Raw genomic sequence first — 26,786 nt, forward strand, 5'->3', positions numbered from 1 at the left:
TGATGCCGATCAAGGCACGGGCAACCAAGCGCTGAAGCCTGCTTCGGTGGTCATTGGGCACCAGGCGAAATCCCACGGCGCGGGTGGCAAGGCTGGCTGTACAGCTTCGAAGGGCACCGCGCGCTTGCAATCGAACACCGTCATGGCTTGCCAGGCCAGGACCACGCCCTGGGCCTGGCTGGTGTCAGTGTTGACCCAACACGCTGCGGCCGCTGCCATGAACGCTTCGATGGGTTCATCGTCGATTTGCGTGCGATACGGCGAGCCGAGCAACCAGCGACACACATTCAGGTGGTAGGTCCAATCCTGCGCAGGCTGGTTGCGATAGGCCCAGGTCATGAAGCTGCGGAACAGGTTCAAACCCTCGGGCGGGTCGAGCTTGAGCAGCGCCGGGCAGATATCGAACAGGGTGTGCCAGTAGGGCAACAGACGTGCATCCAGGTGCACGAAACAGCGCGAGTTACTCGGGTATTCAGCCCGCGCCGGTTCCGCGCGCAGGCGACGGGACGCCTTGCTGACCAGGCGACTGGCGCCTGCAGGCAATTGATGGTTCATGAAACGCACTCACAGTCGTGACGATCGAACGCCTCCTGGTCACAGGAAGCCCAAGGCACACGTCAGAATGCGGGGGAAGCGCGGGGGTTGGCCGAGGGCCAGGCATGGCGCGGCGGCGCCTTGTTGCGCCGTTCGTGGGCCGGGCGCGGCGGTTGCCCGAGCCCCAGCAGCCAGGCCAGACCGATCAGGAACACCAGGGCGACGGTCAACGCGGCGCACACTGGGCAGGCAAAGTAGTTCGAGATGTTGCTGGAAGCCGGGCTGTCCAACCCTTTGTCGGAAAGTGGCGCCTGCTTGCCGTCCAACGAACAGAACGCGCCGCCGATCCCGTTGAGCTGTTGGCCCATCATCTGGCCATGGCCCAAACCGCACGCGAACAGGTTCATCAGCACGCAGAAGTACAGGGTCCAGACGATCAGCGAACGGTCGGAGTGGCTCGATTTCATGGCGGCGACTCTAACACCGAAGGCGCAAAGGGATGAAATACCGCGGCCCCTGTGGCAGAACGTCGCAGATTACGTGCCATCGCCAGGGTTGGTAGACTTGGCGCCCTCCTCGTTTACTCCTTTTCAAAGCCTGATGTGTAGATCCAGAGCAATGCAGGCGTTTCACAGGATGCACAGTTGATGAGTACGTTATTCACCCGCCGCAAGGTCCTGACCGGCATGGGCCTGTTGGGTCTGGGCCTGCTGACCGGTTGTGACAACAGCCCCAGGTTGAACTTCAAGTACGGCAAGGACTTGAGCGACAAGATCATGGGCCGCACCTTCAAGCTCAAGAACACCGAGGGCGACACTGTCACTCTCAGTTCCTACCGTGGCCTGATGCCAGTGGTGTTCTTTGGCTTCACCCAATGCCCGGCCGTGTGCCCGACCACCCTCGCCCGTGCCGCCCAGGCCAAGAAGCTGATGGGCCGCGACGGCGAGATCATGCAGGTGATCTTTATCACCCTCGACCCGGAACGCGACACGCCAGAGATTCTCGACAAGTACGTCAAGGCCTTCGACCCGAGTTTCGAAGCGCTGTACGGCACCCCGGAAGAAATCGCCGTGGCCGCCAAGGAATTCGGGATCTTTTATGAAAAGATCCCCGCCGGCGACACCTACACCCTGTCCCACACGGCCACCAGTTTTGTCTTCGACACGCGCGGCAACCTGCGCCTGGGCCTGCAGGCATCCCTTACCGCAAAAGAGTGCGCAGAAGACCTGCTCACCGTCATGGAGGTCTGCTAATGACTGCCGTTCAACACCTCAAGCGCTTCACCTTCGGCCTCGCCCTGCTGGGTTTCGCCGCCCACGCCAGCGCCCAGGTGCAAGTAACCGACGCCTGGGTGCGCGCCTCGGTGCCGGGCCAGCCGTCCAGCGGCGCGTTCATGACCATCACCGCCGACACCGACAGCAAGTTGCTGCGCGTCGCATCGCCGGTGGCCAAGGACGTACAGATCCATGAAATGAGCATGAAAGACGACGTCATGCGCATGGGCCCGGTGGACGCCGTAGCCTTGCCCGCAGGCGTGGCCGTCAAGCTCGATCCGAACGGTTACCACGTGATGCTGATGGGCCTGACCGGACAGATCAAGGAAGGCGACCAGGTGCCGCTGACCCTGACGGTGCAGGACGCCAAGGGCGAGAAGCGTACCGTTGAGGTCGAGGCCAAGGCCCGTGGGCTGGATGGCATGGACCATAGCAAGATGCATTGATGCACTGAATTTTTGCGATTGTTCCTGTGCCTGTGGCGAGGGAGCTTGCCACAAAGGTCACCCGTTCAATCCACAATAAACAGCTTCGCCCCGACGCTCGTCGATGAGCGATGCGCTTCCATGTCATTGCCCACCTGGTAACTCATCCCGGCCGTCAGCGTGAACTGACGGCCGTCTTCCAACTCCGTATGCAACTCGCCTTCCAAACACAACAGCACGTGCCCGCGCTTGCACCAGTGATCGGCGAGGTAGCCGGGGGTGTATTGCACCATGCGCACGCGGGTGGTGCCGAAATGGCAGGTGCGCCACAGCGCATTGCCGGTAACGCCGGGGTAGACGACGGGTTCGAGCGTGGCCCAGTCGGTGGTGCCAAAGGGGACAGCAGTAAGGTCCATGGGAAGCCCGTTCGTGAGTGGTCGTGGTGCGAGGCTATCGGCCAACAGAGGGGGGCGATAGACACAGATCCCATGGTTTTGTGAGATACAGCTGACGGCGCTTGTTATCCTGCCAGCCTTGTCTTCATGGATGCGCGCTGATGCAGATCGACCCTGCTTACCTCCTGCTTGAAACCGAGCACTGGCGGCTCAACCATCACCTGGCTTCCAAACTGCCGGGGTACCTGATGCTGGGCGCCAAAGCGCCTATCCATTCCCTGGCGGACATGCCGCAAGCCGCACTGGCCGAACTCGGCGGGCTGCTCGCCATGACCCAGCGAGTCATGGAAGCGCAACTCAAACCCAAGTGGCTGTACATCAGCCGTTATGGGCATATGCCAGGGTTCCCGCTGCACTTTCATTTCATCCCGGTGTATGACTGGGTGGAAGAGGCGTTCTGGCGTGACGAGCGGTACCGCGTGCTGCAAGACTTCGCCGCGCCAGGCATTGCGCAGGCGCAGACTGACGGCGCCGAGCTGACGCTGTTTGTGTGGCGCGAATTTGGAGAGAGCCAGAGGCCTCCGGCGGTTCAGGGGGATTCGGTAGAACGGGTTATCAAGCTGTTGCGCACTAAGTTCGCCGCTCGATAACGACACTTGGCTGATGCATCAATGCGTGGTTACAAGTCTTTCTGGCAGCTCTCCGATGTCTGGATACAGTTCAGAAAAGACCTTTGGATGTGGCCCGTATGAAACGCAAGGCTCGAATCCTGATTCTGTGTAAGACCTACCCTTCTCCCAGTGCCAAATACGCCGAGACTTCCTGTGTTGCCGGTATTGACGAGGCGGGCAATCTGATACGGCTTTACCCGGTCCCGTTCCGTTTGGTCAACGGGGACCAGCAATTCGCAAAGTGGCAATGGATTGATGCCCTGATTGAGAAAAACCCAGGCGATCACAGGCCAGAAAGCCACAAAATTGCGGTAGACAGCATCTGCGCGGGAAACGTATTGCCCTCTGGTGACTGGCTCGAACGGCGCGTATGGCTGGATAAATTGCCGGTCTATGAAAGCTTTGAAGCACTGGAAAGAGCCAGAATTGATAGCAACGTGACGCTTGGTCTGATCAAGCCCCTACGCATCCGCACATTACGCATTCAAAAGTCAGCATCGGAAACATGGACGCCTGAAGAAATCGAAAAACTGGAAGCCATGCAGCGCCAACCCAGCCTGTTTGAAGACCAAGAGCGCGCCAGCATCAAGCGGCTGGAAAAGGTGCCTTTTGACTTTCATTACATCTACGAATGCCTGGTGGACGGCGAAGTTAAGTCCTACACCCATAAAATCGTGGACTGGGAGGCCAGCCAGCTCTATCGAAATGTACGCCGCAAGCACGGCGCGCTCGGATGGGAATACCCGTTCAGGCACAAATTGGAGACCGAACTACCCACGAAGGATTTGATGCTCTTGATGGGAACCCTCCACCGATTCCCAGGGCAATGGCTGATTGTCAGCCTGATTTATCCGCCTAAGCGACAGAAAGAAGACGGTCAACAAATCGCTCTGTTTTGATCGGCAAATGCTGGGTTTGCAAAGAGCTGTGCAGCGCTTGGGCCGATTCCGCGATCAGGCTGCGATGGCAAAAATTGGCGTCTGCTTCATAACAGACCATGCAGATGCGCTGTTCAACCGCGCTGGACACCAGCTCGTTCAGCACGTTGTCCTGTGTGCGGATGTAAGCTCGGAAGCCGCGAGCGTACGCAACCCAATCTCCGTCTTCCTTGTACTGCTTGCGTATGGGTTTCGGGCAGCCCAAAGGCCGACTGTGTTCATAGGCGATGCCTTCAGCAGCGAGGCACTGGGCAAAGGCTTTTTTGGAGAAGCCCTTTTTACGCGAGAGTGGATACTCACGCACATCGAGTACCTTGTCGATACCGGCCTGCTTCAGGCGGGCGATAAACGCATCAATGGTGAGGCCCTCATAGCCTGCGGTATAGAGGTTCATGCGAATTCTCCTGGAGCCTCCCGGCGCGATCAAAACGTAAAAAAGCGCCGGGACTATACCATCGGCAACTATTGCTCAGGCCCCGAGGGTGACGGGCGGAGCGGGCAGATCCGCTTCTTCATCGGGATACACGCCAACTCCAGCCCCGACGGCGAATGGTAGATTGCCTGCTGCTCGCCCACATACCCGCACGCCCGATAGAAACTCGCTGCATTCAACGTGGCATCCAGCACTACTTCGCCTAACGCCAGTTCCCGCGCCAGCGCCTCAAGATGATCCAGCAGTGCCTTGCCGTACCCGCGCCCAGTGAACTGGGGCAGTACAAACAGTGCGCCCACTTCATTGTTGTCGAGGTCGAGCATGGCGGTGGCGACCGGTTTATCGTTTACCCAGCCAAGGTAAAACGGTTTGTCCATTAACCTGTTGTAACCATCGTCGGCACTGCCGCGGGTCCAGAGTGCCATTTGTTCTGCGGTGTAGGCGCCGATGCATTGGCTGCGGATGGCTTCGCGGCGGATGTCAAAAGCGGCGTTGGCGTCTTCGCGGGTGGCGCGTTTTATTTCCAGCATTGGGTCCTTCCTTTATGCGGGCGGGTTACCTCGCGGCCTGGTCGGCGCCTTGGGGCAGCGCGTGGGAGTTTATATTAACGCGATCCCAAGGCTGGATGCTGGGGCACGCCCACTCGCCACAAGAGCCCGTGTCACTCGGGGAGTTTGTATCTATCATGTGGCCCTTCACCCAATACCCAGGAACCCGCATGCCCGCCCACACCTTCCGCAACGCCCTGCCCGCCGACGCGGCACGTTGCTATGAAATCGAAATCACTGCCTACGAAGGCGACGAAGCCGCGACCCTGGAGAAGATCGCCACGCGCATTGCACAGTACCCGCAAGGCTTTTTGATCCTTGAAGCCGATGACCACGTGGTGGGGTTTATCAACTGTGGCTGCGCCCATGACGTGGTGATGTCGGACGAGGCATTCAAGGAGTTGGTGGGGCATGCGCCCGAGGCGCCGAATGTGGTGATCATGTCCGTCGTGGTCGATCCGGCGCATCAAGGCAAAGGCTATTCCACGGTATTGATGAAAGAGTTTGTGCGGCGCATGAAGGCGCTGGGCAAGCAGACGATTCACCTGATGTGCAAGGAGCAGCATGTAGCGTTGTACGAGCGCATGGGCTACACCTACGTTCGACCTTCGCCCTCGGATCATGGCGGGATGGCGTGGCATGAAATGGTGATGGCGATCTAAGACACAACTATATCGAGATATATACCGATAAAAATTTGCACCCGCGCAAAAGGCACGGCCACAGACAGAATCTTTATTCGCACCGTCGCTATTTAAAGAAAAACCGAGATTGCGCACCAACGCCAGGACGGAACCTACAGCCACAGCGCTTATTTTTCGAACGGCGTCCAAAGCGGTTTTAACCGGTTACACACCTGAAAATAAGCTCTCTTGAACGGCCTGGCAGGGCTCGATAGTCTCTGGAACGACCCGTCAGACCTGAGTCCGAAGGGCCCTTTTTTTACCGTCAGAGAGGTTCAGTCATGTCTTCAATCAATGGTTTCAGTACATTCTCTTCGATGTTCCAGGCATCGGGTACGGGCAGGATCGATAACGACACGCCTCGGCCCAACCCGCTGGACAAACCGGACAAAAATGACGTTGAACACTTCACTCCGCGACCGCAAGGCAAGCCACTCGACACTTCGCGTTTCTACTCGCTCTCGCAAATACTGCTAGGCAATATGGCGAGCAGAATCGACAACGATAAGCCCATGCACAACTCGCTGGATAAAACGGCCGGGGATGACGCAGAGATGTTCGATCCCGCTACCCAAAGCTGGCAGCCCACCCAGGCAGCCGGGAATGGCCAATACGCCCCTCTCGGCGATCCTTATCGCGAGGCAATAGATTTCGAGATCAAGTCCGATAACATGGGCGGATGGGTGCGAGCCTAAAAACCGCGAGAAGCCATGATGACTACCCCCCTCATTGAAATCAGCGATCTACCCCAGCCCGATGTCGAACGCCTGCTCGGCGCCGGCCTTGCTGCATTCAACAAGGACATCACGGGCTTCAACGACCGGCGGCCTCTGACGGCACTCGTCAGAGACCCACACACCGAGGAAATTCTGGGAGGCATTACCGGCAGAACGTCCTTTGGCATGGCCTTCCTCGACCTGTTCCACTTACCCGACGCGCTACGCAGCACAGGCCTGGGCAGCCAGCTACTGCGAGCCTTCGAAGACGAAGCCCGGCGCCGGGGTTGCCTGAATGCCGTGCTGTACACCATCAGCTTTCAGGCGCCAGGCTTTTACGAGAAAAATGGGTGGGTGCGGTTTGGGGAAATACCCTGCGCGCCGGAAGGCAGCAGCCGCATATTTCTGACTAAGCAGCTGTAACTTTCACGAACAGAAAGTCCCCCGCCAGTGCCAAGAACATTCGCCCTTACCAGCTCCCCGACGCCCCGCCGCCGCCACTGGACCCACCGCCGCCCGACGAACTGCTGCTGGAACTGGAGCTGGAGCTGCTGGAGCTTGAACCTGAACCACCACCCGAACCGCCCCCCGAGACACTCTGCACAAACAGCAGAAACGCTGCGAAAGAAGCCACCGGGATCGCGATGATCCAGCCCTGATAACCGTGCCCCAGCAGCACGCCCGCCGCCACGTAGATCGCCGCCGCCGCCAGCGCCCGCACGAAGAAGAAACGCGGACGGGTTTTCCACGATTCCCTGATGACAAAAAACAACCCCACGTAGAGCCCGAGGATCAACGCCACACCGAACGGCCACAGCAGCCAGTGGACAAAGCTGACCGCTACAAACCGGTCCGCCACCACCACCCCGACCACATAAACCAGCACGGCCATCACGCAGTAGAACGCCGTGCGCGCCAGCCACAACGCACCGAAGGTGGCGCCGCCGATCAATATCGTCAGCGGCAATACGAACAGGAACATCGGCCATTCGCGGCCACCGCTGAAAGTCGTCAGCAGTACGGTGACCGCCAGCGCAGCGATCAATGCTCGGCGCCAACCCAGTTGGCGGGCGGCGACCAGCACACCGCCAATCGCACCGAAGATAAACGCCAGCAGCACCGCCATCGCCTGGGGGTTGACGCCAGGCCCTGCCACGGCGGGCAGCTCGCCGCCGTCTACCAGCACGACCAGATCATTCACCCCCTGGCTGATACCCGCCGCGTAATCGCCCTGACGAAACGCAGGCGTGATGTGCTCCTCGATGATGCGGTGGGCCAACAGGTCGGTGACGGTGCCTTCCAGGCCATAGCCCACTTCGATGCGCACCTTGCGATCATCCTTGGCCACCAGCAACAGGATGCCGTCGTCGACGTCCTTGCGCCCCAGTTTCCAGGCGCGGAACAGTTGGTTGGCGTAATCCTCGATGCTTGCCGCACCAATGGAGGGCACCAGCAACACGGCCACCTGGGCGCCCTTGCGCTGTTCGAGGGCGGCAAGCTGCTCTTTCAGACGAGTGGTGGTGCTGGCGTCGAGGGTGTTGGTGAGGTCGATGACCCGCTGATCAAGGGCGACGCCAATCGGCGAAGTGTCAGCCTGGGCGATGATTGACAGGCTGGCGAGCACCAGTACCAGCAGAACCGAGAGAGAGTGCCGCAACCACCGCATCATGTTTGTTACCTGAAGTTTCTTCCTGAAGGCGCCGACTTTACCTTATCAGCGCTATAACACGTGACCTCACAGCGGTGACTATTTAAACTGCCGCACACATAGCAATACGCCATAACTTTGAGACCCTCATGGACCTACGCCACCGCAACAACGTCACTGTGATGGGCTGCGGGACTTCGACCCTGGTGTTTTCCCATGGGTTCGGCTGCAACCAGGCCATGTGGAACTACCTCGCGCCGCAATTCAAAGAGCGCTTTCGTGTGGTGATGTATGACTTGGTAGGCGCCGGGCTCTCCGACCTGGACGCCTTCGACAAGACCAAATACAACACGCTGGAAGGCTACGCCCACGATCTCAATGAAATCATCGACGCCTACGCCGAAGGGCCGGTGATTCTGGTGGGGCATTCGGTCAGCGCCATGATCGGCACCCTCGCCGATCGCCTGGTGCCGGGACGGATCGCCGCCCATGTGATGATCGGCCCCTCACCGCGCTATATCGATACCGATGGCTACGTCGGCGGTTTCAAGCGCAGTGATATCGACGACCTGCTCGATACCCTCGACAGCAACTACCTCGGCTGGTCCAGCGCCATGGCCCCGGTGATCATGGGAACGCCAGAGCAACCTGCGCTGAGTGAGGAGCTGGCCGAGAGTTTCTGCCGCACCGAGCCGGACATCGCCAAGCAATTTGCGCGGGTGACTTTCACGTCCGACAACCGCCAGGACGTGACTGGCCTGACCACCCCGGTGTTGATCCTGCAATCGAGCGACGACCTGATCGCCCCGGTGGCCGTGGGCGAATACCTGCACAGCGTGTTGCCCAACAGCACCTATTGCCTGGTGGACAACGTCGGCCACTGCCCGCACATGAGCGCGCCGCAAGCCTGCGCCGCGGCCATGGACACGTTCCTCACGCCGTGGGCGGTGGCCCGTGCCCACTGAGCTGTTCGACAGCGCCGCCTGCGCCCTGGCCGTCACCACGCAAGACGGCACGATCCTGCAGGCCAACGCGCGCTTCAGTGATTGGCTGGGGTTCAGCAACGCCGAGCTGTGCGGCCAACGCTTCCAGGACCTGCTGACCATCGGCGGGCGGATCTTCCACCAGACCCACCTGGCGCCGATGCTGCGCATGCACGGCAGCGTCACCGAAGTGAAGCTGGACATGCTGCACCACGACGGCCACAAGGTGACCGTGCTGCTCAACGCCAACAAACGCGAACAGGCCGGCGCGGTAGTGCACGACCTGGCGCTGTTCGGCACCACCGACCGTGACAAGTACGAACGCGAGCTGCTCAACGCACGCAACCTGGCCGAAGCGCTGTTGCAGGAAAAGAGCGCCACCGAACTGGCGCTGCAACGGGCCCAGGCTGAACTGAGCGAGGCCTACGCGATTGCCCAGCGCCGTGCGCTGTTTGCCGAGCAGATGGTCGCGATTGTCAGTCATGACCTGAAAAACCCGCTCACGGCGATCCGCATGGCGTCGGACTTTCTCCGCCGTGGCGAGCGCACCGCCAAGGAACGCCAGCTGCTCGGGCATATCGGCCAATCATCCGAACGTGCCCAGCGCATGATCGCCGACCTGTTGGACTTCACCCAGGCCCGGGTCGGCCAAGGCATCACCATCAAGGCGGCGCCACTGGACCTGCATGAGGTGATTCATCGCACGGTGGACGAGCTGCGTGTGGCGTTCCCCAAGGCGACGTTGGAACATACCGCCAAAGGCACTGGCGACGCCTGCCTGGACGCCGACCGCGTGCAGCAGATCATCGGCAACCTGGTAGCCAACAGCGTGGCCTATGGCGACCTGCAACGACCGATCACCATCACCTCGCAATTGGATAACGGCGCATGCGAAGTGGCCGTGCATAACCACGGCGCGGTCATTCCCGAGGCCTTGCTGGCGGTGTTGTTCGAGCCTATGACCCGTGGCACCGACCAGGGCAGCGAAGTGCGCAGCGTGGGCCTGGGCCTGTATATCGTGCGCGAGTTGGCCAAGGTGCATGGCGGCGATGTGGCGGTGCGTTCCTGCGCCACGGGCGGTACCACGTTTACGGTGAAGTTTCAGAACCGGTAGCCCTTCAAGACAGATAGACACTGCCCTGCATCACCGGCTCCACGCTGCCGGTCAACACCACGCCGCCCTCGCCCGTCCAGTGCACGGTGACCGTGCCGCCATCGCACTGCACCTGCACCGTGGCATCCAGCAAGCCACGCCGGATGCCATTGACCACCGCCCCGCAACAGCACGAACCCGACCCCAGCGGCACGCCACCGCCACGCTCCCAGATGCGCAGGCGGATATGCCCACGGTCGAGCACCTGCACAAAATGCACATTGGTCCCGGCCGGGAACAGCGGATGAATTTCCAGCGCAGGGCCCACTGCGGCCACTTCAACGGCGTTGATGTCGTCGACAAAAAACGTGCAATGGGGATTGCCCATGCTGCACGCCGCCGGGCTCCCCTCGATCGGCAAGGTGCAGGTATCCATGGCCTCGGCCAGCGGTACAGAGGCCCAGTCCAGCGACGGCTCGCCCATGTTCACCGACACCCGTCGCCCCGCCTCGCGCACGCAGGTCAGCAGGCCACGGTCCGTGCGCAGCACCACCGAATCGCTGCCGGTTTCATGCATCAAACGGTCGGCCACGCCGCGGGTGGCGCTGCCGCAGGTTTGCAGCGGCGTGCCGTTGGGGTTCCAGAACTTGATACGCGCCACGGCGTCTTCGCAATCCAGCACCACGGCCAGTTGATTGAAGCCAATGCCGGTGTGGCGATTGCCCAGGCGCCGGGCGAGCTGCGCGGTAATCGGGTCATCCAGGCCACGGCGGTCGACGATGATGAAGTCGTCGCCATGGGCGTGCATTTTTACGAACTGCAAGGGCATGGAGTGTCCTGGGGTCGACCTGTGGGGGAACTGGAGGATACCCTGAACCCGCCCCACTGACCTATCGAAGGACCGAACCATGCTTATCGTCTTCAGCGGCTTGCCCGGCACCGGCAAAACCACGATTGCCCGTGAACTGGCAGGCCGGATCGCTGCGGTTTACCTGCGCATCGATGTGATCGAGCAAACCCTTCGCGATGCGGGCGTGGCGCCGGGCGCCAGCGGCTACGGCGTGGCGAATGCCCTGGCGCTGAGCAACCTGCAATTGGGGCGCACGGTGGTCGCCGACTGCGTGAACCCGGTGCAGGAAAGCCGCGCAGCGTGGCGAGTCACCGCCGCAACAGCGGGTGTGGCGTTGGTCGATATCCAGCTTGTCTGCTCGAATACGCGTGAACACCAACGCCGCGTCGACAGCCGTGAGGGCGATATTCCAGGGCTGATTCCACCGAGCTGGCAATCGGTATCGACTCACGAATACGAGCCTTGGGATGAAGTGCCCTTGACGCTCGACACCGCCCGGATCAGTGCGACGCAGGCGGTTGAAGCGCTCCTCACCCACCTGCGCCATTGATGACTGCGCCACAAAAACCATCCAGTTGTTGATAACCATTATCAACCACAGCTAAACTCCGCGCCCTCTCACTTCCCAGTCTGTGCCACGCGGCACGGTCGCGCGCAGGCAGCTGACTCTCTTGGCGGATGAAAAACTCCAGCTTTACCTGACCCACCGGGCCGCGCTGCTGGACTATGCCGCGCCCATCGTGGGCTGCCGCGCCCGCGCCGAGGACGTGGTGCAGGAAGCCTGGTTGCGTTTCAGCGGCCAGGATGAACACACCGATATTCGCCACCCGGCCAGCTACCTGTACCGCATCGTGCGCAACCTCGCCCTGGACCTGACGCGCCGCACCGCCACCGAACGGGTGCAGCCCGGTGGCGACGAACTGCTCAACGAGTTGCCCTCCAGCAGCGCCTCCCCCGAACGTGAAGTGAGCAGCCAGAACGAACTGCAAGCCGTCTCCCGCGCCCTGGCCCAATTGCCGCAACGCACCCGCCGCGCCTTTGAAATGCATCGCCTGGGTGGCTTGACCTTGCAGCAGGTCGCGGCAGAGCTTGGGGTGTCGACGGCGCTGGTGCATCAGTTGGTTCACGACGCGCTGCGCCACTGCATGGACTGCCTGGGGACGGACGATGACTGATCGCACCGAGACGTTTCTGAAAAAAACCGCGGCTGATGCGTCTTTTGCGGTGAAGGGTGAATCCATGGGATCCTGCCCGCCGTTTTTTGCCTGCGGAGATGCTCCATTCATGCCCACTGAGGATAGCGCCAACACCCGCCGCGACCAGGCCCTGGACTGGCTGATGCGCGTGCAACAGGCACCGCTGGACGCGGACCTGCGTGGGCAAGTGGCCGATTGGTGCGCCGCCAGCGAGGCCAATGCCAAGGCCTATCGCCAGGCTGAACGTGTGTGGCAGTTGACGGGGCAAGTAGCGCCCGCTGAACCCATTCCACAACCCGCAGCGCCTATGCCGCGCCCCGCTGCCCGCCCGCGCCGGGTTCGACGCTGGGTCGCCGCCGCCATCGCAGCCTGTCTGGTAGTCGCGCTGGCGCCAAACCTGCTGCTGCGTTGGCAAGCCGATTACCGTACCGGCGCCGGTGAAACCCGCGACATCACCCTCAGTGACGGCAGCGTGGTGCAACTCGACAGCCAAACGGCGATTGTGGTGGATATCGCCGGCAATCACCGCGATGTGCGACTGCTGACCGGCCAGGCGTTTTTCAAGGTGATGCCGGACAAGGGCAAACCCTTTCATGTATTGACCAAGACACTGCGCGTGACCGTGACCGGCACCGCGTTCAACGTCGATGCCTCGCCGGATGAGCCGAGCGTCGCCGTGCAACAAGGCTCGGTCAATGTCAACGATGCACAAGCCCGCCGCCCGCTCGCCAGCCTGGTGCCGGGGCAGCGCCTCACCTTGCGCGCCGGGCGTGCCGAACTCGGCGGTTTTGCTCCCAGCCAGGCCGCGTCCTGGCGTCAGGGCCAGTTGATTGCCGATGACCTGCCGATCAGCGAGGTGCTGGAGCAACTGCGCCGCTACACCCCGGCCATCATTGTGCTGCGCGATAAGCAACTGGGTGCGCAGCGGGTCACTGGCGTCTACGACCTGCGCAAACCCCAAGCGGCGCTTCAGGCCGTGCTGCAACCCTACGGCGCAAAAGTCAGCGCCTACAGCCCGTGGCTGCTGGTGTTGAGCAAGTAATTTCCCGTGTTTTAAAAATATTTCAGCTTTTTTCTGAAAATCCCCCGCGCTGTCCCGTCTTCTGTCCCGCGCGCAGCAATTGAGATTTATTCGTATTCATTGACTGGCCGGTTTTTATGCCGGCGCGGGGATCTTTGCATGACACACACCCTTCACACGTTCGGTACGCCGGGCACGTGGCCGCTGCGCCTGAAGAAAGGGGCCGCCGCCGGCCTGCTCGGGCTGTGCTGCGCGTTTGGCCCGCTGCCGCTGGCCCTGGCGCAACCCGATACGCCCGCCTCGACCCACGGCTTCAACATCCCGCCACAGGCCCTGGCCGGCGCGTTGATTGCCTTCGGCCAACAGAGCGGCAAGCAAGTGAGCGTCGATCCGCAACTGCTCAAGGGTGTGAGTTCCCCCGGTGTGAACGGCGACATGAGCAACGACGCAGCCCTCGCGTACCTGCTGCAAGGCACCGGCATCGGCTGGGGCTATCAGGACGGTGCTCTGGTGTTTCACCGCTTGCCCAGTGCCGATGCTGGCGGCCCGACGATGTTGGACAGTACGGTCGTGCTGGGCTTCACCGAAGAAAACTCGTTCCAGGGCGCCACGGTGATCGATCAAAAGGCGATCCAGGCCTTCCCCGGCGCCAACGGCGACATCACCACCTTGCTGCAAATGCACCCCAGCGTGCAGTTCAGCGGTGCCCAGCAAAATTCCAATGCGCCGGGCGAAATCGACCCCGCGGACATCAGCATCAACGGCGCCAAGTTCTACCAGAACAACTTCATGATCGATGGCATCTCGATCAATAACGACCTCGACCCCGGCGCCCACGGCTATGGCGAAACCCGCCAGTTCGATGCTTCGCCCAGTCGCTCCCACGGCATTGCCCTGGACGCCGACCTGTTGCAGGAAGTTAAGGTCTACGACAGCAACGTGCCGGCTGAATACGGTGGCTTCAACGGCGGCGTGGTCGATGCGATCACCCGTCGCCCCAGCCAGGACCTGCACGGCAAACTGTCCTATTCCATGAGCCGTTCGGCGTGGACGAGTTACCACACCACCGAAAAGGACCAGGCCAATTTCGACAACGCGTCCAACGAGCAGTACCAGCCCGAGTTCGAAAAAACCACCGTGCGCGGCATGCTCGAAGGCCACCTCACCGACGACTTCGGCGCCATCGTGAGCTTCTCGCAAAAGCGCTCGGTGATCCCCCTCAACAAGTATGCAGACGGCTACAACAGCCCGAATGGCGACAACCGCGAAGACCAGACGCGGCAGCTCGACAACTACATGTTCAAGGCGTACTGGAACGTCAACGAGCGCTTGAGTCTGGACGGCTCGTTCATCAAGGCGCCACAGGAAAACACCTATTTTCGCGAGAACTACAAAAACTCCGGTTTCACCAATATCAACGGCGGCTGGCAAGGGTCGCTCAAGGCAGTGTGGGAAGGCGATTCAGCACGCTGGTCGCACACACTGGCGTTAACCGACCTCAACAGTTCCAGGGAGTCGGAGTCCAACGATGCGATCGCCTGGTATTACTCCAGCACCAAGAACTGGGGCCTGCCCACCACCGCGACCTCACGCAGCGGCGAAGGCTCCTACGGCAACCTCACGCAAACCCAGCGAGGCATCAACTACAAACTCAAGGCCGACTGGCAAGGGTTCCGCTGGGCGGGCGCCGAACATGCCGTGGTGACCGGCATGGAGCTGACCCGCAACCAGGCGACCTGGGAGCGTGAAACCGAAGCGACCTCGGTCAACATCACCCGCCGCGACAACATCGCCACCTGCCTCAATGATGACCCGTTGTGCTCCATCGGCTTGCTGCGCAATGGCAACACCCGTCAATGGGCCAATGCCCGCAACGTCTATGGCGCCGGCAAGCTGGACCTGACCGAAAACAAGTACGCATTTTTCATCCACGACAACCTGCAGATCGGCAAACTCGGCCTGCGCCCAGGCTTGCGCCTGGAAGGCGATGACTACATGCAGAAGCAGAACCTGGCGCCGCGCTTTTCCGGTGACTACGACTTCTTTGGTGATCGCAGCACCGTGCTGGTGTTCGGCGCCAACCGCTACTACGGGCGCAACCTGTTCAAGTACCGCCTGGCCGAAGGTCGCCAAGGCTTCAATACCCGCTACACCCGCACCACTCAAGGCGGTGCATGGACGGCCACCCAGGTGGAGAACCTGAACAAGTTCTCCGACCTCAAGGTGCCGTACGACGATGAATGGACCCTTGGGCTTGACCAGGTCTGGCTCGACACCGACTTCCGTCTCAAATACGTACACCGCGACGGCAAGGACAAGATCGGCCGGGCCTCCTCCCGCGTGCTTGGGCTGGGCCCCGCAGCCGGTTTCGACAGCATCTATTACACCTACACCAACGACGCGTCGAGCGAGAGTGACAACGTCACGCTGAGTATTACCCCACGGCACGAATTCCAATGGTTGGGGTCACGCACCAGCGTACAGGCGGCGTTTGACTGGTCGCGCACCAAAGACGCCTACGGCACCTATGAATCAGGCATCACCGCCGATCAATACGCCAATGAGGACGTGCTGTACGACGGTAAGCGCATCGCCTACAGCGAGTTGCCCGCCAGCGACTTCAATCGCCCCTGGACAGCCCGCCTGACGACCATCACCGAGATCCCGCAATGGAACCTCACCCTGAGTAACTTCCTGCGTTATCGCGGGGCCTACGAACAGATCATTGATAGCAGCGAAATCGTAACCGTCAATGGCGAGGACCTCGCCGTGTACGAGGCCGCCAAGGTCAAGGCGGCACCCACCTGGGACATGCGTGTCAGCTGGGAAATCCCCACGGGCAAGGAACAAGCGCTGTTCGCCGCCGTGGACATCACCAACGTCACCGACCACGTCAACGAGATCGTCGGCAGTGGCAGCTCCACCGTCACCTATGAAGTCGGCCGCCAATATTGGCTCGAAGTCGGCTACCGCTTCTAACGCTGCCACCTGATTAGCCTGGAACCCCTGATGAACAAATTACTTGCAGGCCTGCTCGGCCCGCTGCTGCTGTGCGCCTGCGCATCGCCCGTCACCCAGGCACCGCTGCCGTGGGCGCCGCAGGTGGTGCGCGGCCAATTGGCCAATGGCCTGGAATACCGCCTGGTACAGGACAGTACCCAAACCGGGCGCCTGGACCTGCGCCTGACCGTGCGCGCCGGCTCGGTGGATGAAGACGACGACCAGGTGGGCGTGGCCCATATGCTCGAACACCTGACCTTCCGCAGCCGCGCCGGCCAAACCACCGACCTGCGTGCGCAGATGACGGCGCTGGGCTGGGTGCAGGGCCGCAACTTCAACGCCATGACCAGCTACGACCGCACCCAGTACCTGCTCAGCCCCATGGCCGGGACCACGCAAACCCCGGTGGCCCTGTCGAAACTCGCGCAGCTGGTGTTCGCGGGTGATTACAACGCCGCTGACCTTGAGCGCGAACGGCCTATCGTCATTGAAGAATGGCGCGGCGGCCTTGGCGTGGCCCAGCGTATGAATGACCAGCGCGCAGCCACCCAACGGGTCGGGTCGCGTTACCCGCAACATCGCACCATCGGCAATGAAACGGCGATCCGCGAGGCCTCGCTTGGTGCGTTGCAGCGTTTTCAACAGCGTTGGTACGTGCCCAATAACATGGTGTTGTCGGTGGTCGGCGACTTCGAACCGCAGCAGTTGGCACAGCAGATCCAGCAGGCCTTCGGCGCGCCCGCCGCCGAGGCATTGCCCGAGCGTGAACACCGCGAACTGCCCCTCGACAACCAGTTGAAAATCTTCCGCCTGCAAGACCCGCAGACCGGCAGCAACCAGGTGTCGCTGCTGTTTCGCCTGCATGAACCGGACAGCCGTGGCGTCACGGCCGAGGCCACCCGCGAGCGCTTGATCGACCGCATGGCGCTGTCGGCCCTGTTGACCCAATTGCGCCGCCAGCCTCTGCAAGCCGGCGTGCGCAGCCTGACCGCACAGAAAACCTTGATCGGCGAATACTCCAGCGTACTGGGCGTCGCGGCGGCAGTTGACGGGGCTCATCATGATGAAGCCTTGAAGCAACTGCTGACCGAGTTGGAGCGTTTGCGCCAACACGGTTTCACTGCGCAGGACCTGGACCGGGAGAAGCGCAAAATCCGCCAATTGGCAGACGGCATGCTGGCCAAGGACGAATCACGCACCTTCGAGCAATGGGTGACCTCGCTCAACGATGCCGCGGTGCAGAACCGCCCTGTCGTCGCGCCCCATCAGATCGCCCGGCGTACGCTCCAATCGCTGGACACCATCGACCTTGCGGCCCTGGATGCCCGCCTGCAACGTTGGCTGGACAGCCCCGACCAAGTGCTGCAATTCACTGCGCCGGGCAACCGCGTAGTACGCCTGCCGACGGTGGACGATGTGCAGCAGTTGCGTGACTCAATTGCCCACTCATCGCTGGTTGCGCCACAGTCAGCCGCACCGGCGGAACCGCCCATTGCCACCTTCACACCGCCAACGGCGGGCACGCCGGGCGCGGTGATCGGCAAGCGCAGCTTTAGCGCTGAAAAGGTCGAGCACTGGCAGTTGAGTAACGGTGATCGGCTGGTCTGGCTGCGCCGCAATGCCGAAGACGGCCAATGGCGCCTGCAAGCCGAATCGGCCGCCGGTTACGAGCGCCGTGACGTACCCGCCTGGCGCCTGCAGATGGCTGCGCAACTGGGCAACCAGAGTGGCGCGCCAGGCCTGGAGGCGTGGCGCAAACAGCACAAGGCAACCTTGAGCCTTGAACAAAGCGCCACACGCCTGCAACTGAGCGCCACGTCAAAAGCCTCGATGGGTGCACTGACCACGCTGCTGCAAAGCTATCGCCAGAGCCAGGTTGGCGTAGCAATCGATGACGAGCTGTTCAGCGCTGCCCGCGATGATTTGCTGACCCGCGTGAGCACCCGCCCGGACGCCATCGCCGCCGCCCGACGTGAACTGCGCTACGGCGCCGACACCTGGCAAGCGCCGGATCAACAGGCCTTGGAGGTGTTGCAAGCCGGCACCCTGACCGAAGACTGGCAGCGACTCACCCAGGCCCCGGTCAGCTACTACCTGATGGCGGACGTGGACCCTGTGCAACTGGCAAACTCGGTGGGCGAACACCTGGCCAATATCCCCCGTGGCGTTGCCCAACCCAGCCGCCCTGCCCTGCAAAAACCCGGTCAACGCCGCATCGACATCGCCGTGGCTCTGGAGCCACGGGTGGTGCTCGAAGCCAGCAGTTTCAGCGAACAACCCTGGACGCCCGAAGCGGCGGCCCGTGTCGCCGCCCTGCGTGAGTTGGCCAACCAGCAGCTCAAGCAACGCCTGCGCGGCGAAGCGTCCGGCGTCTATCGCCTACGTTTTGACAGCGAACTGAACCCCGACACCCAGCGTATCGAAAGCCAATTGAGCTTCACCTGCGACCCCCAACGCGCCGAGGAACTCTGGGCGCTGGCCCAGCAAACCCTGGCGCAATTGGGCGGTTCGGTGGATGCCAACTGGGTCGTCGGCGAACGCAGGGAACTGCGCCGCCAGGAACACAAACGCCTGCTCGACCCCACCACCCAATGGCGCCGCCTGTTGCTCAGCGAACGCCAATGGCAAGACCCGCGCTACCTGAGCCGCCAGGCCCGCTTGCCGGACGGCCTACGCCTGGAGTTACTCAAACCCTTGGCCAGCCAGATGTTCCCGCCCAATAACCAAGTGCTGCTGCGCGTACTGCCCAAGGCGGATGCGCCGTGAAGAGCTTGCGTACGTTCTATCGCCTGGCCGCGCCGTTCTGGCGCCAGGGCTCGCAGTGGCTGGGCTGGCTGATGCTGGCCAGCATCATCGGCATGGGCCTGTTGATCGTGCAGATCAACGTGCTGATCAACGCCTGGAGCAAGAGTTTCTACGACACCCTCGGCGCCTTCGACACGCCTGCGCTGTACGCGCTGATGGGCCGCTATGTGATTTACCTGGGCGCCTACGTGCTGATCGTCGTCGCCCTGGACTGGGTGCGCAAAGCGCTGGTGCTGCGTTGGCGCCAGGCCATGACCGAGCAGTTCACCCACGCGTGGCTGGCGGACCAGGCCTTCTATCGCCTGGGCCTGAGCGGCGAGCCAGACAACCCCGACCAGCGCATCAGCGAGGACGTGGATATCGTCGCCGACCTGAGCGTGGAGCTGGTAGCGTCGTTCATCATCAACATGGCCCAGGTCGGCGCGTTCATGAGCATTCTGTGGCAGTTGTCTGGGGTGCAGACTTTCAGCGTCGGGGAGTACAGCGTCACGTTGTCGGGTTACCTGGTGTGGATTGTGGTGCTCTACACCCTGGCCGGCAGCTTGATCACCCATTGGGTCGGTCGCCCGCTGCACCGTTTGAATGTGGACCGCCAGCACTATGAGGCCGACTTTCGCGCCAGCCTGCTGCGCAAGCGCGAGCATGCCGAACAGATCGCCTTGTACCGCGGCGAAGCGGTGGAGCGCGCGCACCTGGCCGAGCGGTTCCAGGCGATTGCGCACAACTGGCGCCAGTTGATGGGCCGCGAGCGCAACCTCAGCCTGTTTACCGTCAGCTATGAACGGGTCAGCCTGATCATTCCGGTGTTCGCCGCCCTGCCCGCGTTTCTGGCCAAGACCATCACGTTGGGCGGCCTGATGCAGATCCGCAGTGCGTTTGGCGCGGTGCAAGGTTCCCTCAGTTGGTTTATCAAGCTGTACCCGAAGCTGATGCGCTGGAGCTCGGCGGTGGAACGGCTGGGGCAGTTTGAACAGGCCATCGCCGCCAGCCGCTGCCAGGCCCAGGCGCCGGTGATTGGCGACTGCCTGTGTATCAGCGGCCTGGATGTACTGCGCCCGGACGCGGGCCTGCTGCTGGCTGATGTGTCGGTGCAAGTGGCCCAGGGCGAATGGCTGTTGATTGCCGGACGCAGCGGCATCGGCAAGTCCACATTGCTGCGCACCTTGCAGGGCATCTGGCCGTATTGCCGGGGTGGCTGGCAATTGCCACCGGGTCGCAGTTTGCTGCTACCGCAGAAGCCTTACCTGCCGAGCATGCCGCTGCGTCAGTTGCTGGCTTACCCAGCGATTGAAGTGCCGACTGGCGTCCACTTGGTTGCGGTGCTGCTGCAGGTGGGGTTGCCGGGGTTGGTGCAGCGTTTGGATGAACAGTGCGAATGGGCGCGGGAACTGTCCGGTGGCGAGCAGCAGCGCATCGGCCTGGCGCGGGCGCTGCTGTATGCGCCGGATACGCTGTACCTGGACGAGGCCACCAACCAGTTGGACGAGGCAAGTGCGCATGCCCTATTGGTGCTGCTGCGCGAACAGCTGCCGGCCTGCACGGTGATTGGCATCAGTCATCAGGCGGCGTTGGCACCATTGTTTGATCGCGCCTGGTCGCCTGAAACATCACAAGCCCTGAGGTGAGCGGCCCGTTCGCTACAGCACACTCCCCATCGCCTTCATCAACACCAGGTCCCGCGCGTAAATATCCGGCGCGTACACCAGCCCACCCTGGCGGTCGACCTCGACCGTCCAGTAGCCGAGCAGCACCGGCACCGGCGTGGCCAGCCTGAATTCATGGGTCACGCCGGTGGCCAGCAGTTCATCGGTGCGCGCGCGTTCGGCCGGGCTCACCAGCAGGTCGCGCAGCAGCAACGGTTGCTCTACCCGCACGCAACCCGAGCTGAACGCACGCGGGCCTTTGGTGAACAGCGGCTGGCTCGGGGTGTCGTGCAGGTACACCGAATACGGGTTGGGGAAGCGCATTACGATCTTGCCCAGCGGGTTACGCGGCCCGGCTTCCTGGCGCAGCAGGATATTGCCGGGGCGCGCCCAATCGATCTGCTCGGGCGCCAGCGGATGGCCTTCGGCGTCGAGCACTTGCAGGTTTTGCTGGCGCAGGTATTCGGGGTTAAGGCGGATGGCCGGGAGTTTGTCCTCGCGCATGATGGTCGGCGGGATGGTCCAGGTGGGGTTGAGCGTCAGCCGGGTGATGCGTGACTTGAGCAGCGGCGTCTGGCGTTCGGCGCGGCCTACTTGCAGGCGGGTTTGCCACACGGGAATGCCGCTCTGGTACACGCTCAATTGCGCGGCGGCGACGTTGACCAGCACGCCCTCGGGCTCCAGGTCCTGGGCCAGCCAACGGAAGCGTTCGAGGTTGATGCGCAGTTGCTCGCGGCGCATGGCCGGGCTGATATTGAGTTCCGCCACGGTGCCAGCGCCGATCACACCGTCCGATTGCAGGGAGTGGCTGACCTGGAAGGCTTTGACCGCCGCGACCAGTTCGGGGCGGTATTGCTTGCTGGCACCCGTGGGTTCGATCGGCAGGTAGCCTCCGCTGTGCAGCCGACGCGCGAGTTCCGGAACACGTGGATCGTCCATGCCAGGACGCAACAGCGGGCCGCTGCCAACCGCATCCCATTGGGGCAACGGCTGCTGGCGCACGGTGGAATAGGCATTGCGCAGGCTGCGGTACAAATCCGCGCTGGGACGGGCCTGGTCGAACGCTTGCGCCATGTCGTGCAGGCCGGTGGCGGCAAAGGCCAACACCTCGGTGTCGGGGTCGCGGGCGGGTGGCTGGGAATGCCACAGCGGTTCGAAACGCGATTGCTGCAAGCGGCCGAAGTGCAGATCCTGCAGGGCTTGCAGGTAGTGCTGGCTGCTGTCGATATCGCTGCACAGCACGTTCTGCGTGGCGTGTGGCACGGCCAGACTATAGTGAGTGGGGTCCAGGCCATCGTCGGCGAGCATCAGCAGCTGGGTCTGGAGTGCTTGGCGGCGCGTCTCGTCCGACCATAACGGTGCATCGCCTTGTTGCTGATAAAAGGCTTGCAGGCGCGCCAGGGCGGGCGCGTCGATCTGCGTCGCCAGGCCGGGGCAGACGCTGGGCAGTTGCGCCAGGGCCTGTTGCACCGGGGCCAGGTCCACCGGCGCGGGGGTCGTGACCGGCAACGGCTCCACCGGCAGCGCGTCGGCCGTGGCGACCAATGGTGCAACGAGCAAGCAAATGCTCAAGTAACATGCGTGTTTTTTGAACAATGACTTGGCTCCAATCCACAGTGGGGGAGATGTACTGTAGATGCTGACTTTTATGTACCGCCTGGGGATCGCCGTCAGTCTGGCTGTATTGAGCAATGCTGCGCTCGCCGCCAACGGTAACCCGCCTACCCTGTATAGCAGCCTGGCGCGCTCGGCTCCAGAACTCAACCCCACTGTACTGAAAAGCGCCCTGAGCGCGATGCAATGCGCGGTCAGCAATGGCGAGGAACGCTCCGAGCGCCTGGCCGTGATTGACTATTCCCAACCGTCGACCGCCCGTCGCTTGTGGATTTTCGACCTGCGCAAGAAAACCCTGGTGCTGCGCGACCTGGTGGCCCACGGCGCCAAGTCCGGGGAAAACTTCGCCACCCAGTTTTCCAATACCGAAGGCAGCCATCAATCCAGCCTGGGCCTGTTCCGCACCCAGGAAAGTTACCTGGGCACCCACGGTTATTCACTGCGCATGGACGGCCTGGAGCCGGGGTTCAATGACCAGGCCCGTGATCGCGCCATCGTGATTCACGCCGCCGACTATGTGAGCCCGCTGTGGAGCAAGCGCGAAGGCCGTATCGGCCGCAGCCAGGGTTGCCCGGCCGTACGCCCGCAGGTGGCGCGCCAGGTGGTGGACAAGCTCAAGGATGGGCAGTTCATGTTTTCGTGGTACCCGGACCAGCGCTGGTTGAAGTCCTCGACGTACCTCAATTGCAAACCCCAACAGGTGGCGAGTAGTCGTACAATCCGTGGCGGTTAGCCTGTCCCCACAGATAAAAGAGAGCTTCGCATGCTTCTACATCAATCGACCTGGATCGAGATCGGGCAGTTTCTGGAGCGCAGTCGTACGGTGGTGATCCCCATCGGCTCCAACGAGCAACACGGCCCGACCGGCCTGTTGGGCACCGACTGGATGTGCCCGGAAATCATCGCCGTCGAGGCACAAAAGAACGCCGACATCCTGATCGGCCCGACCTTCAATATCGGCATGGCCCAGCATCACCTGGGTTTTCCCGGCACCATTTCGCTGCGCCCTTCCACCTTTATCGCCGCGATTGGCGACTGGGTGCGCTCGCTGGCCGGGCATGGTTTCGACAAGATCCTGTTCCTCAATGGCCATGGCGGCAATATCGCGACCATTGAAGCGGCGTTTTCCGAGTTGTACGCCGAAGCCAGTTTCGCCCGCCGCCCAGCCGGCTTCGCCTTGAAGCTGGTGAACTGGTGGGACCTGGAAGGCGTCAGCGACCTGGCCCACCGCCAATTCCCCGTAGGCCACGGCAGCCATGCCACGCCGTCGGAGATTGCGGTGACGCAATGGGCGTACCCGGGCTCGATCAAGACAGCAGACTATGCGCCACAGATCGCCAACACCGGCCCGATCCGTGAAGCCCTGGACTTTCGTGCGCGCTTCCCGGATGGACGCATGGGCTCGGACCCCGCGCTGGCGACGGTGGAGAAAGGCGGTGAGTTGGTGGCGTTGGCGGCTCAAGGGTTGGTCAAGACCGTCAACAGCTTCAGCAACGAAGCCAAAGCCTAGGCCGAGTACACATCAACCGGTAGGAAGGGCTGCTTCGCAGCCCAGCGCAAGCCTGCTCACTACAGGTTGCCTGAAGTTATTGGCATTCCTTGGCAGCCAATTCCAGCCGCGATGGCGTTAGTGCCGACGCCAGCGGCTTGCGCTCATACAAGAACACCTTGCCGCCCTCTCCTGCCTTGTAGGCTTCAAGCACATCGTCGGCGGCGATCTTGCTGGTCAACACGGCGCGGGCGTGGCGCGAGTTCTGGGTCACGGTCGACGTGATCCCGTGTTTTTCCAGCTTGGGCAGGACGCATTGCAGATAGGCTTCGGGGCCTTTGCTGGTTTGCAGGGTCAAGGTCGGCGTGTTGGGGGCGGACACACAGCCGGCCAGCAACAAGGCTGCGACCGGTAAGAGAAAAGAGCGCATTAAGAATCCTGACGGTAAAAAAGTAAAAGTTCACGTTAACTGGCGCGCACCAGCGCCTTGAGCGACGCATCAAACTGCTTCAAGGCATCGAGCTGTACATCGCGTTGCTGTTCGATCTGCGCGGCAATTTCCGGCGCGGCCTTGTTGCGGACCCACACCGAGGGCACCTGCCTGTGCACCGCGCCTTCGGCCTTGGCGATGTATTGCAGGTCGGCGTCATAGAACCGCGCAATAAAACGCGCCTCGACCTGATCGTTACGCTGGGTCAGCAGTTGGTTATGGGTGTCGAGCATCACCACCACATCGGGGTGAGCCTGCACCAGGGCATCCAGGTTGTCGTAGACGGTGACCGACAAAAAGGTGCCTTGCAGCGAACTCATCAACCAGTCAATGGCCAGTTCCGGGTCGGAACTATTGACGAACGCCTGGCGGATACGCCCGTCGAGGGCATCCTTGGCGCCATTCAAGGCCATGTCGTGGTAGCGTTCGAGGTAGCTGAGGTTGTCGCGGGTGTTGTCGCTCAACAACACACCCACTGACTGCGCGTGCTGCAGGGAGTTTACGCTACCGACGATGGGTAGCAAATGGCCTGTACGCAGTTCACCGGCAATGGCCGCGTTGTTCACTGCCACCGTGGCCAGCATCAGAATCATTAAACCCAGCTGAATCATCGTCCTCATCGCGCATTTCCTTGAACAGCGTCTCGATGAAGGGATTTTGCGCTTTCCTTGTAAAAACAGAACTTGCGATGCGTGATGGTGACTATTATCTGAAGCGATAGTGTCACGATAAAACCGATAAGGAGCCGCCATGAAGCCCCACCAGAAAACCTTCGACCGTATCCGTGAAGCCGTCCTGCCGGAGTTTCGCGAGCGGATTGCCGATTACCTGGTCGACTATGAAACCGTGCTGCAGGACATCAACGCCGACGCCGACCAAGCCTGCGCCAGCGCCCAACAATTGCGCGGCTACCTGCGCGGCTTGAACACCACGCGGGTGCTGGGCATGGCGGATTGGGAAGACCTGGACCGGCGCGTGCAACAAATGACGGCCAACGCTACAGCGCAGGACGTGGCTGATTGACCCATCCCTGCACCGACGGCCGTTGCCACTGGCGCTGGGCATAAGCCACCAGCTCGGCCGGCACGCTGTCACCGTTGAGGATCAGGCGGTTGAGCATGATCGCCAGGTCCACATCGGCAATCGACCACTCACCGAACAGGTGCGTCAGATTACCCGCCAACAACGCCTGCGCCCCAGTGATCAACCGGCTGGCGGCCGCTTTGGCCACAGGTGATAACGGTGGCATCTGCCGTCCGTAGAACACCACCAGCGTGGAGCGCTCCTGACGGATCGGCAGCAAATCACTGCGCAACCACGCCTGCACCTGACGCGCCCTCGCCCGGAGCTTGAAATCTGCCGGGTACACCGCTGTGTCAGGGTAGGCGTCTTCCAGGTACTCGGTGATCGCCGAAGATTCGGACAGCGCAAAGTCTCCTTCTACCAAGGTCGGTACACGCTGGGTCACAGATAACCGGGCAAAATCGGCGGTCTGGTTTTGCGCCGCATCCAGATCCAGGGTAACCAGATCGAAGGGCAGGCCTTTTTCCCGCAGGGTAACGAACACCGACATCGCGTACGGGCTGGTGAACAGCGAATCAACGTAAAGGCGCAACGGGCTCTGGCTCATGGGCAATCTCCTTGAATGAGCATTCACGCTACGAGATGTGCGCGGATAAAGACAATGCAGGGTTTTTATGGGGGCATTCCTGGGAGGAATACCGGGTTAGCCGGCAAACCCGCCCTTGTCCAGAAAAACGCGCTCTTCATCGGTGGTGACCCTGGCCAGCACCGCATTACGATGCGGGAAACGCCCGAAGCGCTGAATGATCTCGGCGTGCTCCTTGGCCCAGCGGTAGGTGTTGGCATCCAACTGCTGGTTGAGGGTCAGGGAGCGTTGCTGGTCCTTTGGGTCTTCCGAGTGCTCGAACGGCAAATAACAGAACGCACGCAATGCCGGCTCAACCTGCTGGTCGAGCCCGGCGTCCACCATGCGCTGGGCGTACAGGCGCGCGAGCGGGTCGGTGGCGAACATGTGCGCGCTGCCGCGAAAGGCATTGCGCGGGTATTGGTCCAGGAGGATCAGCAGGGCCAATGCGCCTTCGGCTGAGTCCAACCAGTGTTCCAGCTCGCGCCGGGCGGCTTGCAGGTGGGTGGTGAAGAAGGTGTCGCGAAACAGTGCGTCGAAGGCGTCGTCCTTGGCGAACCAGCGTTTGGGGCCGGCGTGTTGCCAGAAGTCGATGACGGATTGTGGGGTGATCATGGCGAGGGGCTCCGATAGCGCTTTCAATGACGGTATCAGAACCGTCAGCCCGATCAGAGAGCAATTGAGGGCAA

General features: G+C 61.8%; 30 protein-coding genes. 18 read left to right on the plus strand and 12 right to left on the minus strand.

Annotation, left to right across the window (positions count from 1 at the left end):
- Positions 1 to 9: 9 nt before the first annotated feature.
- Together DNK50_RS18950 and DNK50_RS18955 are read right to left on the minus strand one after the other, a co-directional pair.
- Positions 10 to 555: a putative natural product biosynthesis protein gene (locus DNK50_RS18950; protein WP_112195771.1), complete on the minus strand. Its 546-nt coding sequence runs from the start codon at positions 553 to 555 to the stop codon at positions 10 to 12.
- 62 nt (positions 556 to 617) lie between these two features.
- Positions 618 to 1,001 carry a DUF2946 domain-containing protein gene (locus DNK50_RS18955; RefSeq protein WP_099586899.1) on the minus strand — a complete coding sequence of 128 codons (384 nt, stop codon included), beginning with the start codon at positions 999 to 1,001 and terminating at the stop codon, positions 618 to 620.
- Positions 1,002 to 1,181: 180 nt separating this feature from the next.
- Here DNK50_RS18955 and DNK50_RS18960 point away from each other — a divergent pair, with 180 nt between their 5' ends.
- The gene (locus DNK50_RS18960) at positions 1,182 to 1,787 is read left to right on the plus strand and encodes an SCO family protein (RefSeq protein ID WP_032889449.1); all 606 of its coding nucleotides are present in this window, start codon (positions 1,182 to 1,184) and stop codon (positions 1,785 to 1,787) included.
- On the plus strand, positions 1,787 to 2,254 hold the full coding sequence (locus DNK50_RS18965; protein ID WP_112195773.1) for a copper chaperone PCu(A)C: 468 nt from the start codon (positions 1,787 to 1,789) through the stop codon (positions 2,252 to 2,254). The genes DNK50_RS18960 and DNK50_RS18965 overlap by 1 nt, the downstream gene beginning before the upstream one ends.
- 65 nt (positions 2,255 to 2,319) lie before the next feature.
- Here DNK50_RS18965 and DNK50_RS18970 read toward each other — a convergent pair whose 3' ends face one another.
- On the minus strand, positions 2,320 to 2,649 hold the full coding sequence (locus DNK50_RS18970) for a DHCW motif cupin fold protein (RefSeq protein WP_099586901.1): 330 nt from the start codon (positions 2,647 to 2,649) through the stop codon (positions 2,320 to 2,322).
- Between the two features lie 140 nt (positions 2,650 to 2,789).
- On the opposite strand from DNK50_RS18970, the gene DNK50_RS18975 reads away from it, so the two are divergent.
- A complete protein-coding gene (locus tag DNK50_RS18975) occupies positions 2,790 to 3,278 on the plus strand; it encodes an HIT family protein (protein WP_112195775.1) in 489 nt (162 codons plus the stop codon).
- A 98-nt stretch (positions 3,279 to 3,376) separates the two neighbouring features.
- A complete protein-coding gene (locus DNK50_RS18980; protein ID WP_112195777.1) occupies positions 3,377 to 4,198 on the plus strand; it encodes a hypothetical protein in 822 nt (273 codons plus the stop codon).
- On the opposite strand, the gene DNK50_RS18985 is transcribed toward DNK50_RS18980, so the two are convergent.
- Both DNK50_RS18985 and DNK50_RS18990 read right to left on the minus strand, forming a co-directional pair.
- A complete protein-coding gene (locus DNK50_RS18985) occupies positions 4,155 to 4,631 on the minus strand; it encodes a DUF488 family protein (RefSeq protein WP_099586904.1) in 477 nt (158 codons plus the stop codon). The genes DNK50_RS18980 and DNK50_RS18985 overlap by 44 nt on opposite strands.
- 68 nt (positions 4,632 to 4,699) lie before the next feature.
- Positions 4,700 to 5,200: a GNAT family N-acetyltransferase gene (locus tag DNK50_RS18990; RefSeq protein WP_112195778.1), complete on the minus strand. Its 501-nt coding sequence runs from the start codon at positions 5,198 to 5,200 to the stop codon at positions 4,700 to 4,702.
- A gap of 188 nt (positions 5,201 to 5,388) precedes the next feature.
- Here DNK50_RS18990 and DNK50_RS18995 point away from each other — a divergent pair, with 188 nt between their 5' ends.
- From DNK50_RS18995 to DNK50_RS19005, 3 genes are all read left to right on the plus strand, one after another.
- Positions 5,389 to 5,880, plus strand: coding sequence for a GNAT family N-acetyltransferase (locus DNK50_RS18995; protein WP_112195781.1), 492 nt, complete (start codon positions 5,389 to 5,391; stop codon positions 5,878 to 5,880).
- A 302-nt stretch (positions 5,881 to 6,182) separates the two neighbouring features.
- Complete coding sequence (locus DNK50_RS19000) at positions 6,183 to 6,596, plus strand: hypothetical protein (protein WP_112195782.1); 414 nt, start codon at positions 6,183 to 6,185, stop codon at positions 6,594 to 6,596.
- Positions 6,597 to 6,614: 18 nt separating this feature from the next.
- A complete protein-coding gene (locus DNK50_RS19005) occupies positions 6,615 to 7,040 on the plus strand; it encodes an N-acetyltransferase (protein WP_099587034.1) in 426 nt (141 codons plus the stop codon).
- 46 nt (positions 7,041 to 7,086) lie between these two features.
- Here DNK50_RS19005 and DNK50_RS19010 read toward each other — a convergent pair whose 3' ends face one another.
- Complete coding sequence (locus DNK50_RS19010) at positions 7,087 to 8,286, minus strand: YgcG family protein (RefSeq protein WP_112195783.1); 1,200 nt, start codon at positions 8,284 to 8,286, stop codon at positions 7,087 to 7,089.
- A gap of 128 nt (positions 8,287 to 8,414) precedes the next feature.
- Here DNK50_RS19010 and DNK50_RS19015 point away from each other — a divergent pair, with 128 nt between their 5' ends.
- Both DNK50_RS19015 and DNK50_RS19020 read left to right on the plus strand, forming a co-directional pair.
- The gene (locus DNK50_RS19015; RefSeq protein ID WP_112195784.1) at positions 8,415 to 9,230 is read left to right on the plus strand and encodes an alpha/beta fold hydrolase; all 816 of its coding nucleotides are present in this window, start codon (positions 8,415 to 8,417) and stop codon (positions 9,228 to 9,230) included.
- Positions 9,220 to 10,362, plus strand: a complete 1,143-nt coding sequence (locus DNK50_RS19020) for a PAS domain-containing sensor histidine kinase (protein ID WP_112195785.1) — start codon at positions 9,220 to 9,222, stop codon at positions 10,360 to 10,362. The genes DNK50_RS19015 and DNK50_RS19020 overlap by 11 nt, the downstream gene beginning before the upstream one ends.
- Positions 10,363 to 10,366: 4 nt before the next feature.
- On the opposite strand, the gene dapF is transcribed toward DNK50_RS19020, so the two are convergent.
- The gene (gene dapF, locus DNK50_RS19025) at positions 10,367 to 11,170 is read right to left on the minus strand and encodes a diaminopimelate epimerase (RefSeq protein WP_112195786.1); all 804 of its coding nucleotides are present in this window, start codon (positions 11,168 to 11,170) and stop codon (positions 10,367 to 10,369) included.
- A 79-nt stretch (positions 11,171 to 11,249) separates the two neighbouring features.
- Here dapF and DNK50_RS19030 point away from each other — a divergent pair, with 79 nt between their 5' ends.
- The 6 genes from DNK50_RS19030 to DNK50_RS19055 all read left to right on the plus strand — a co-directional run bounded on the left by DNK50_RS19030 (position 11,250) and on the right by DNK50_RS19055 (position 20,838).
- On the plus strand, positions 11,250 to 11,741 hold the full coding sequence (locus DNK50_RS19030; protein WP_112195787.1) for an AAA family ATPase: 492 nt from the start codon (positions 11,250 to 11,252) through the stop codon (positions 11,739 to 11,741).
- A 121-nt stretch (positions 11,742 to 11,862) separates the two neighbouring features.
- The gene (locus tag DNK50_RS19035) at positions 11,863 to 12,366 is read left to right on the plus strand and encodes a sigma-70 family RNA polymerase sigma factor (RefSeq protein ID WP_099586913.1); all 504 of its coding nucleotides are present in this window, start codon (positions 11,863 to 11,865) and stop codon (positions 12,364 to 12,366) included.
- 109 nt (positions 12,367 to 12,475) lie between these two features.
- Positions 12,476 to 13,429, plus strand: coding sequence for a FecR family protein (locus DNK50_RS19040; protein WP_256595304.1), 954 nt, complete (start codon positions 12,476 to 12,478; stop codon positions 13,427 to 13,429).
- A gap of 138 nt (positions 13,430 to 13,567) precedes the next feature.
- A complete protein-coding gene (locus DNK50_RS19045) occupies positions 13,568 to 16,387 on the plus strand; it encodes a TonB-dependent receptor (RefSeq protein WP_112195788.1) in 2,820 nt (939 codons plus the stop codon).
- 30 nt (positions 16,388 to 16,417) lie between these two features.
- Positions 16,418 to 19,174 carry a M16 family metallopeptidase gene (locus tag DNK50_RS19050; RefSeq protein WP_112195790.1) on the plus strand — a complete coding sequence of 919 codons (2,757 nt, stop codon included), beginning with the start codon at positions 16,418 to 16,420 and terminating at the stop codon, positions 19,172 to 19,174.
- Positions 19,171 to 20,838: an ABC transporter ATP-binding protein/permease gene (locus DNK50_RS19055; protein ID WP_112195792.1), complete on the plus strand. Its 1,668-nt coding sequence runs from the start codon at positions 19,171 to 19,173 to the stop codon at positions 20,836 to 20,838. The genes DNK50_RS19050 and DNK50_RS19055 overlap by 4 nt, the downstream gene beginning before the upstream one ends.
- A gap of 12 nt (positions 20,839 to 20,850) precedes the next feature.
- Here the strand turns inward: DNK50_RS19055 and DNK50_RS19060 are convergent, their stop codons facing one another.
- On the minus strand, positions 20,851 to 22,452 hold the full coding sequence (locus tag DNK50_RS19060; RefSeq protein WP_099586917.1) for a murein L,D-transpeptidase: 1,602 nt from the start codon (positions 22,450 to 22,452) through the stop codon (positions 20,851 to 20,853).
- 40 nt (positions 22,453 to 22,492) lie between these two features.
- Between DNK50_RS19060 and DNK50_RS19065 the strand changes: the two genes are divergently transcribed.
- Both DNK50_RS19065 and DNK50_RS19070 read left to right on the plus strand, forming a co-directional pair.
- Positions 22,493 to 23,203, plus strand: coding sequence for a murein L,D-transpeptidase catalytic domain family protein (locus tag DNK50_RS19065; protein ID WP_099586918.1), 711 nt, complete (start codon positions 22,493 to 22,495; stop codon positions 23,201 to 23,203).
- A gap of 30 nt (positions 23,204 to 23,233) precedes the next feature.
- On the plus strand, positions 23,234 to 23,980 hold the full coding sequence (locus DNK50_RS19070; RefSeq protein ID WP_112195794.1) for a creatininase family protein: 747 nt from the start codon (positions 23,234 to 23,236) through the stop codon (positions 23,978 to 23,980).
- Between the two features lie 76 nt (positions 23,981 to 24,056).
- On the opposite strand, the gene DNK50_RS19075 is transcribed toward DNK50_RS19070, so the two are convergent.
- On the minus strand, positions 24,057 to 24,389 hold the full coding sequence (locus tag DNK50_RS19075) for a hypothetical protein (RefSeq protein ID WP_099586920.1): 333 nt from the start codon (positions 24,387 to 24,389) through the stop codon (positions 24,057 to 24,059).
- 35 nt (positions 24,390 to 24,424) lie between these two features.
- Positions 24,425 to 25,069, minus strand: coding sequence for an ATPase (locus DNK50_RS19080; RefSeq protein WP_112195796.1), 645 nt, complete (start codon positions 25,067 to 25,069; stop codon positions 24,425 to 24,427).
- A gap of 130 nt (positions 25,070 to 25,199) precedes the next feature.
- On the opposite strand from DNK50_RS19080, the gene DNK50_RS19085 reads away from it, so the two are divergent.
- On the plus strand, positions 25,200 to 25,472 hold the full coding sequence (locus DNK50_RS19085) for a hypothetical protein (RefSeq protein ID WP_099586922.1): 273 nt from the start codon (positions 25,200 to 25,202) through the stop codon (positions 25,470 to 25,472).
- Here DNK50_RS19085 and yfcF read toward each other — a convergent pair.
- Positions 25,447 to 26,079 carry a glutathione transferase gene (yfcF, locus tag DNK50_RS19090; protein WP_099586923.1) on the minus strand — a complete coding sequence of 211 codons (633 nt, stop codon included), beginning with the start codon at positions 26,077 to 26,079 and terminating at the stop codon, positions 25,447 to 25,449. The two genes, DNK50_RS19085 and yfcF, sit on opposite strands and share 26 nt — an antisense overlap.
- Before the next feature lie 96 nt (positions 26,080 to 26,175).
- Complete coding sequence (locus DNK50_RS19095) at positions 26,176 to 26,712, minus strand: DUF924 family protein (RefSeq protein ID WP_112195798.1); 537 nt, start codon at positions 26,710 to 26,712, stop codon at positions 26,176 to 26,178.
- Between the last annotated feature and the right edge of the window lie 74 nt (positions 26,713 to 26,786).

Source organism: Pseudomonas sp. LG1E9, assembly GCF_003290225.1.
In the GTDB taxonomy this organism is placed as follows: domain Bacteria; phylum Pseudomonadota; class Gammaproteobacteria; order Pseudomonadales; family Pseudomonadaceae; genus Aquipseudomonas; species Aquipseudomonas cyclaminis.

Bases quoted from the DNA above. Each gene is read 5' to 3' on its own strand.
- DNK50_RS19095 (WP_112195798.1), bottom strand. From the start codon at position 26,712: ATGATCACCCCACAATCCGTCATCGACTTCTGGCAACACGCCGGCCCC.
- DNK50_RS19040 (WP_256595304.1), top strand. From the start codon at position 12,476: ATGCCCACTGAGGATAGCGCCAACACCCGCCGCGACCAGGCCCTGGAC.
- DNK50_RS18990 (WP_112195778.1), bottom strand. From the start codon at position 5,200: ATGCTGGAAATAAAACGCGCCACCCGCGAAGACGCCAACGCCGCTTTT.
- dapF (WP_112195786.1), bottom strand. From the start codon at position 11,170: ATGCCCTTGCAGTTCGTAAAAATGCACGCCCATGGCGACGACTTCATC.
- DNK50_RS19050 (WP_112195790.1), top strand. From the start codon at position 16,418: ATGAACAAATTACTTGCAGGCCTGCTCGGCCCGCTGCTGCTGTGCGCC.
- DNK50_RS18960 (WP_032889449.1), top strand. From the start codon at position 1,182: ATGAGTACGTTATTCACCCGCCGCAAGGTCCTGACCGGCATGGGCCTG.
- DNK50_RS19015 (WP_112195784.1), top strand. From the start codon at position 8,415: ATGGACCTACGCCACCGCAACAACGTCACTGTGATGGGCTGCGGGACT.
- DNK50_RS19070 (WP_112195794.1), top strand. From the start codon at position 23,234: ATGCTTCTACATCAATCGACCTGGATCGAGATCGGGCAGTTTCTGGAG.
- DNK50_RS18950 (WP_112195771.1), bottom strand. From the start codon at position 555: ATGAACCATCAATTGCCTGCAGGCGCCAGTCGCCTGGTCAGCAAGGCG.
- DNK50_RS19005 (WP_099587034.1), top strand. From the start codon at position 6,615: ATGACTACCCCCCTCATTGAAATCAGCGATCTACCCCAGCCCGATGTC.
- DNK50_RS19075 (WP_099586920.1), bottom strand. From the start codon at position 24,389: ATGCGCTCTTTTCTCTTACCGGTCGCAGCCTTGTTGCTGGCCGGCTGT.
- DNK50_RS19085 (WP_099586922.1), top strand. From the start codon at position 25,200: ATGAAGCCCCACCAGAAAACCTTCGACCGTATCCGTGAAGCCGTCCTG.
- DNK50_RS18980 (WP_112195777.1), top strand. From the start codon at position 3,377: ATGAAACGCAAGGCTCGAATCCTGATTCTGTGTAAGACCTACCCTTCT.
- DNK50_RS18975 (WP_112195775.1), top strand. From the start codon at position 2,790: ATGCAGATCGACCCTGCTTACCTCCTGCTTGAAACCGAGCACTGGCGG.
- DNK50_RS18970 (WP_099586901.1), bottom strand. From the start codon at position 2,649: ATGGACCTTACTGCTGTCCCCTTTGGCACCACCGACTGGGCCACGCTC.
- DNK50_RS18985 (WP_099586904.1), bottom strand. From the start codon at position 4,631: ATGAACCTCTATACCGCAGGCTATGAGGGCCTCACCATTGATGCGTTT.
- DNK50_RS19000 (WP_112195782.1), top strand. From the start codon at position 6,183: ATGTCTTCAATCAATGGTTTCAGTACATTCTCTTCGATGTTCCAGGCA.
- DNK50_RS18995 (WP_112195781.1), top strand. From the start codon at position 5,389: ATGCCCGCCCACACCTTCCGCAACGCCCTGCCCGCCGACGCGGCACGT.
- yfcF (WP_099586923.1), bottom strand. From the start codon at position 26,079: ATGAGCCAGAGCCCGTTGCGCCTTTACGTTGATTCGCTGTTCACCAGC.
- DNK50_RS19045 (WP_112195788.1), top strand. From the start codon at position 13,568: ATGACACACACCCTTCACACGTTCGGTACGCCGGGCACGTGGCCGCTG.
- DNK50_RS19030 (WP_112195787.1), top strand. From the start codon at position 11,250: ATGCTTATCGTCTTCAGCGGCTTGCCCGGCACCGGCAAAACCACGATT.
- DNK50_RS19065 (WP_099586918.1), top strand. From the start codon at position 22,493: ATGCTGACTTTTATGTACCGCCTGGGGATCGCCGTCAGTCTGGCTGTA.
- DNK50_RS18965 (WP_112195773.1), top strand. From the start codon at position 1,787: ATGACTGCCGTTCAACACCTCAAGCGCTTCACCTTCGGCCTCGCCCTG.
- DNK50_RS19080 (WP_112195796.1), bottom strand. From the start codon at position 25,069: ATGAGGACGATGATTCAGCTGGGTTTAATGATTCTGATGCTGGCCACG.
- DNK50_RS19010 (WP_112195783.1), bottom strand. From the start codon at position 8,286: ATGATGCGGTGGTTGCGGCACTCTCTCTCGGTTCTGCTGGTACTGGTG.
- DNK50_RS18955 (WP_099586899.1), bottom strand. From the start codon at position 1,001: ATGAAATCGAGCCACTCCGACCGTTCGCTGATCGTCTGGACCCTGTAC.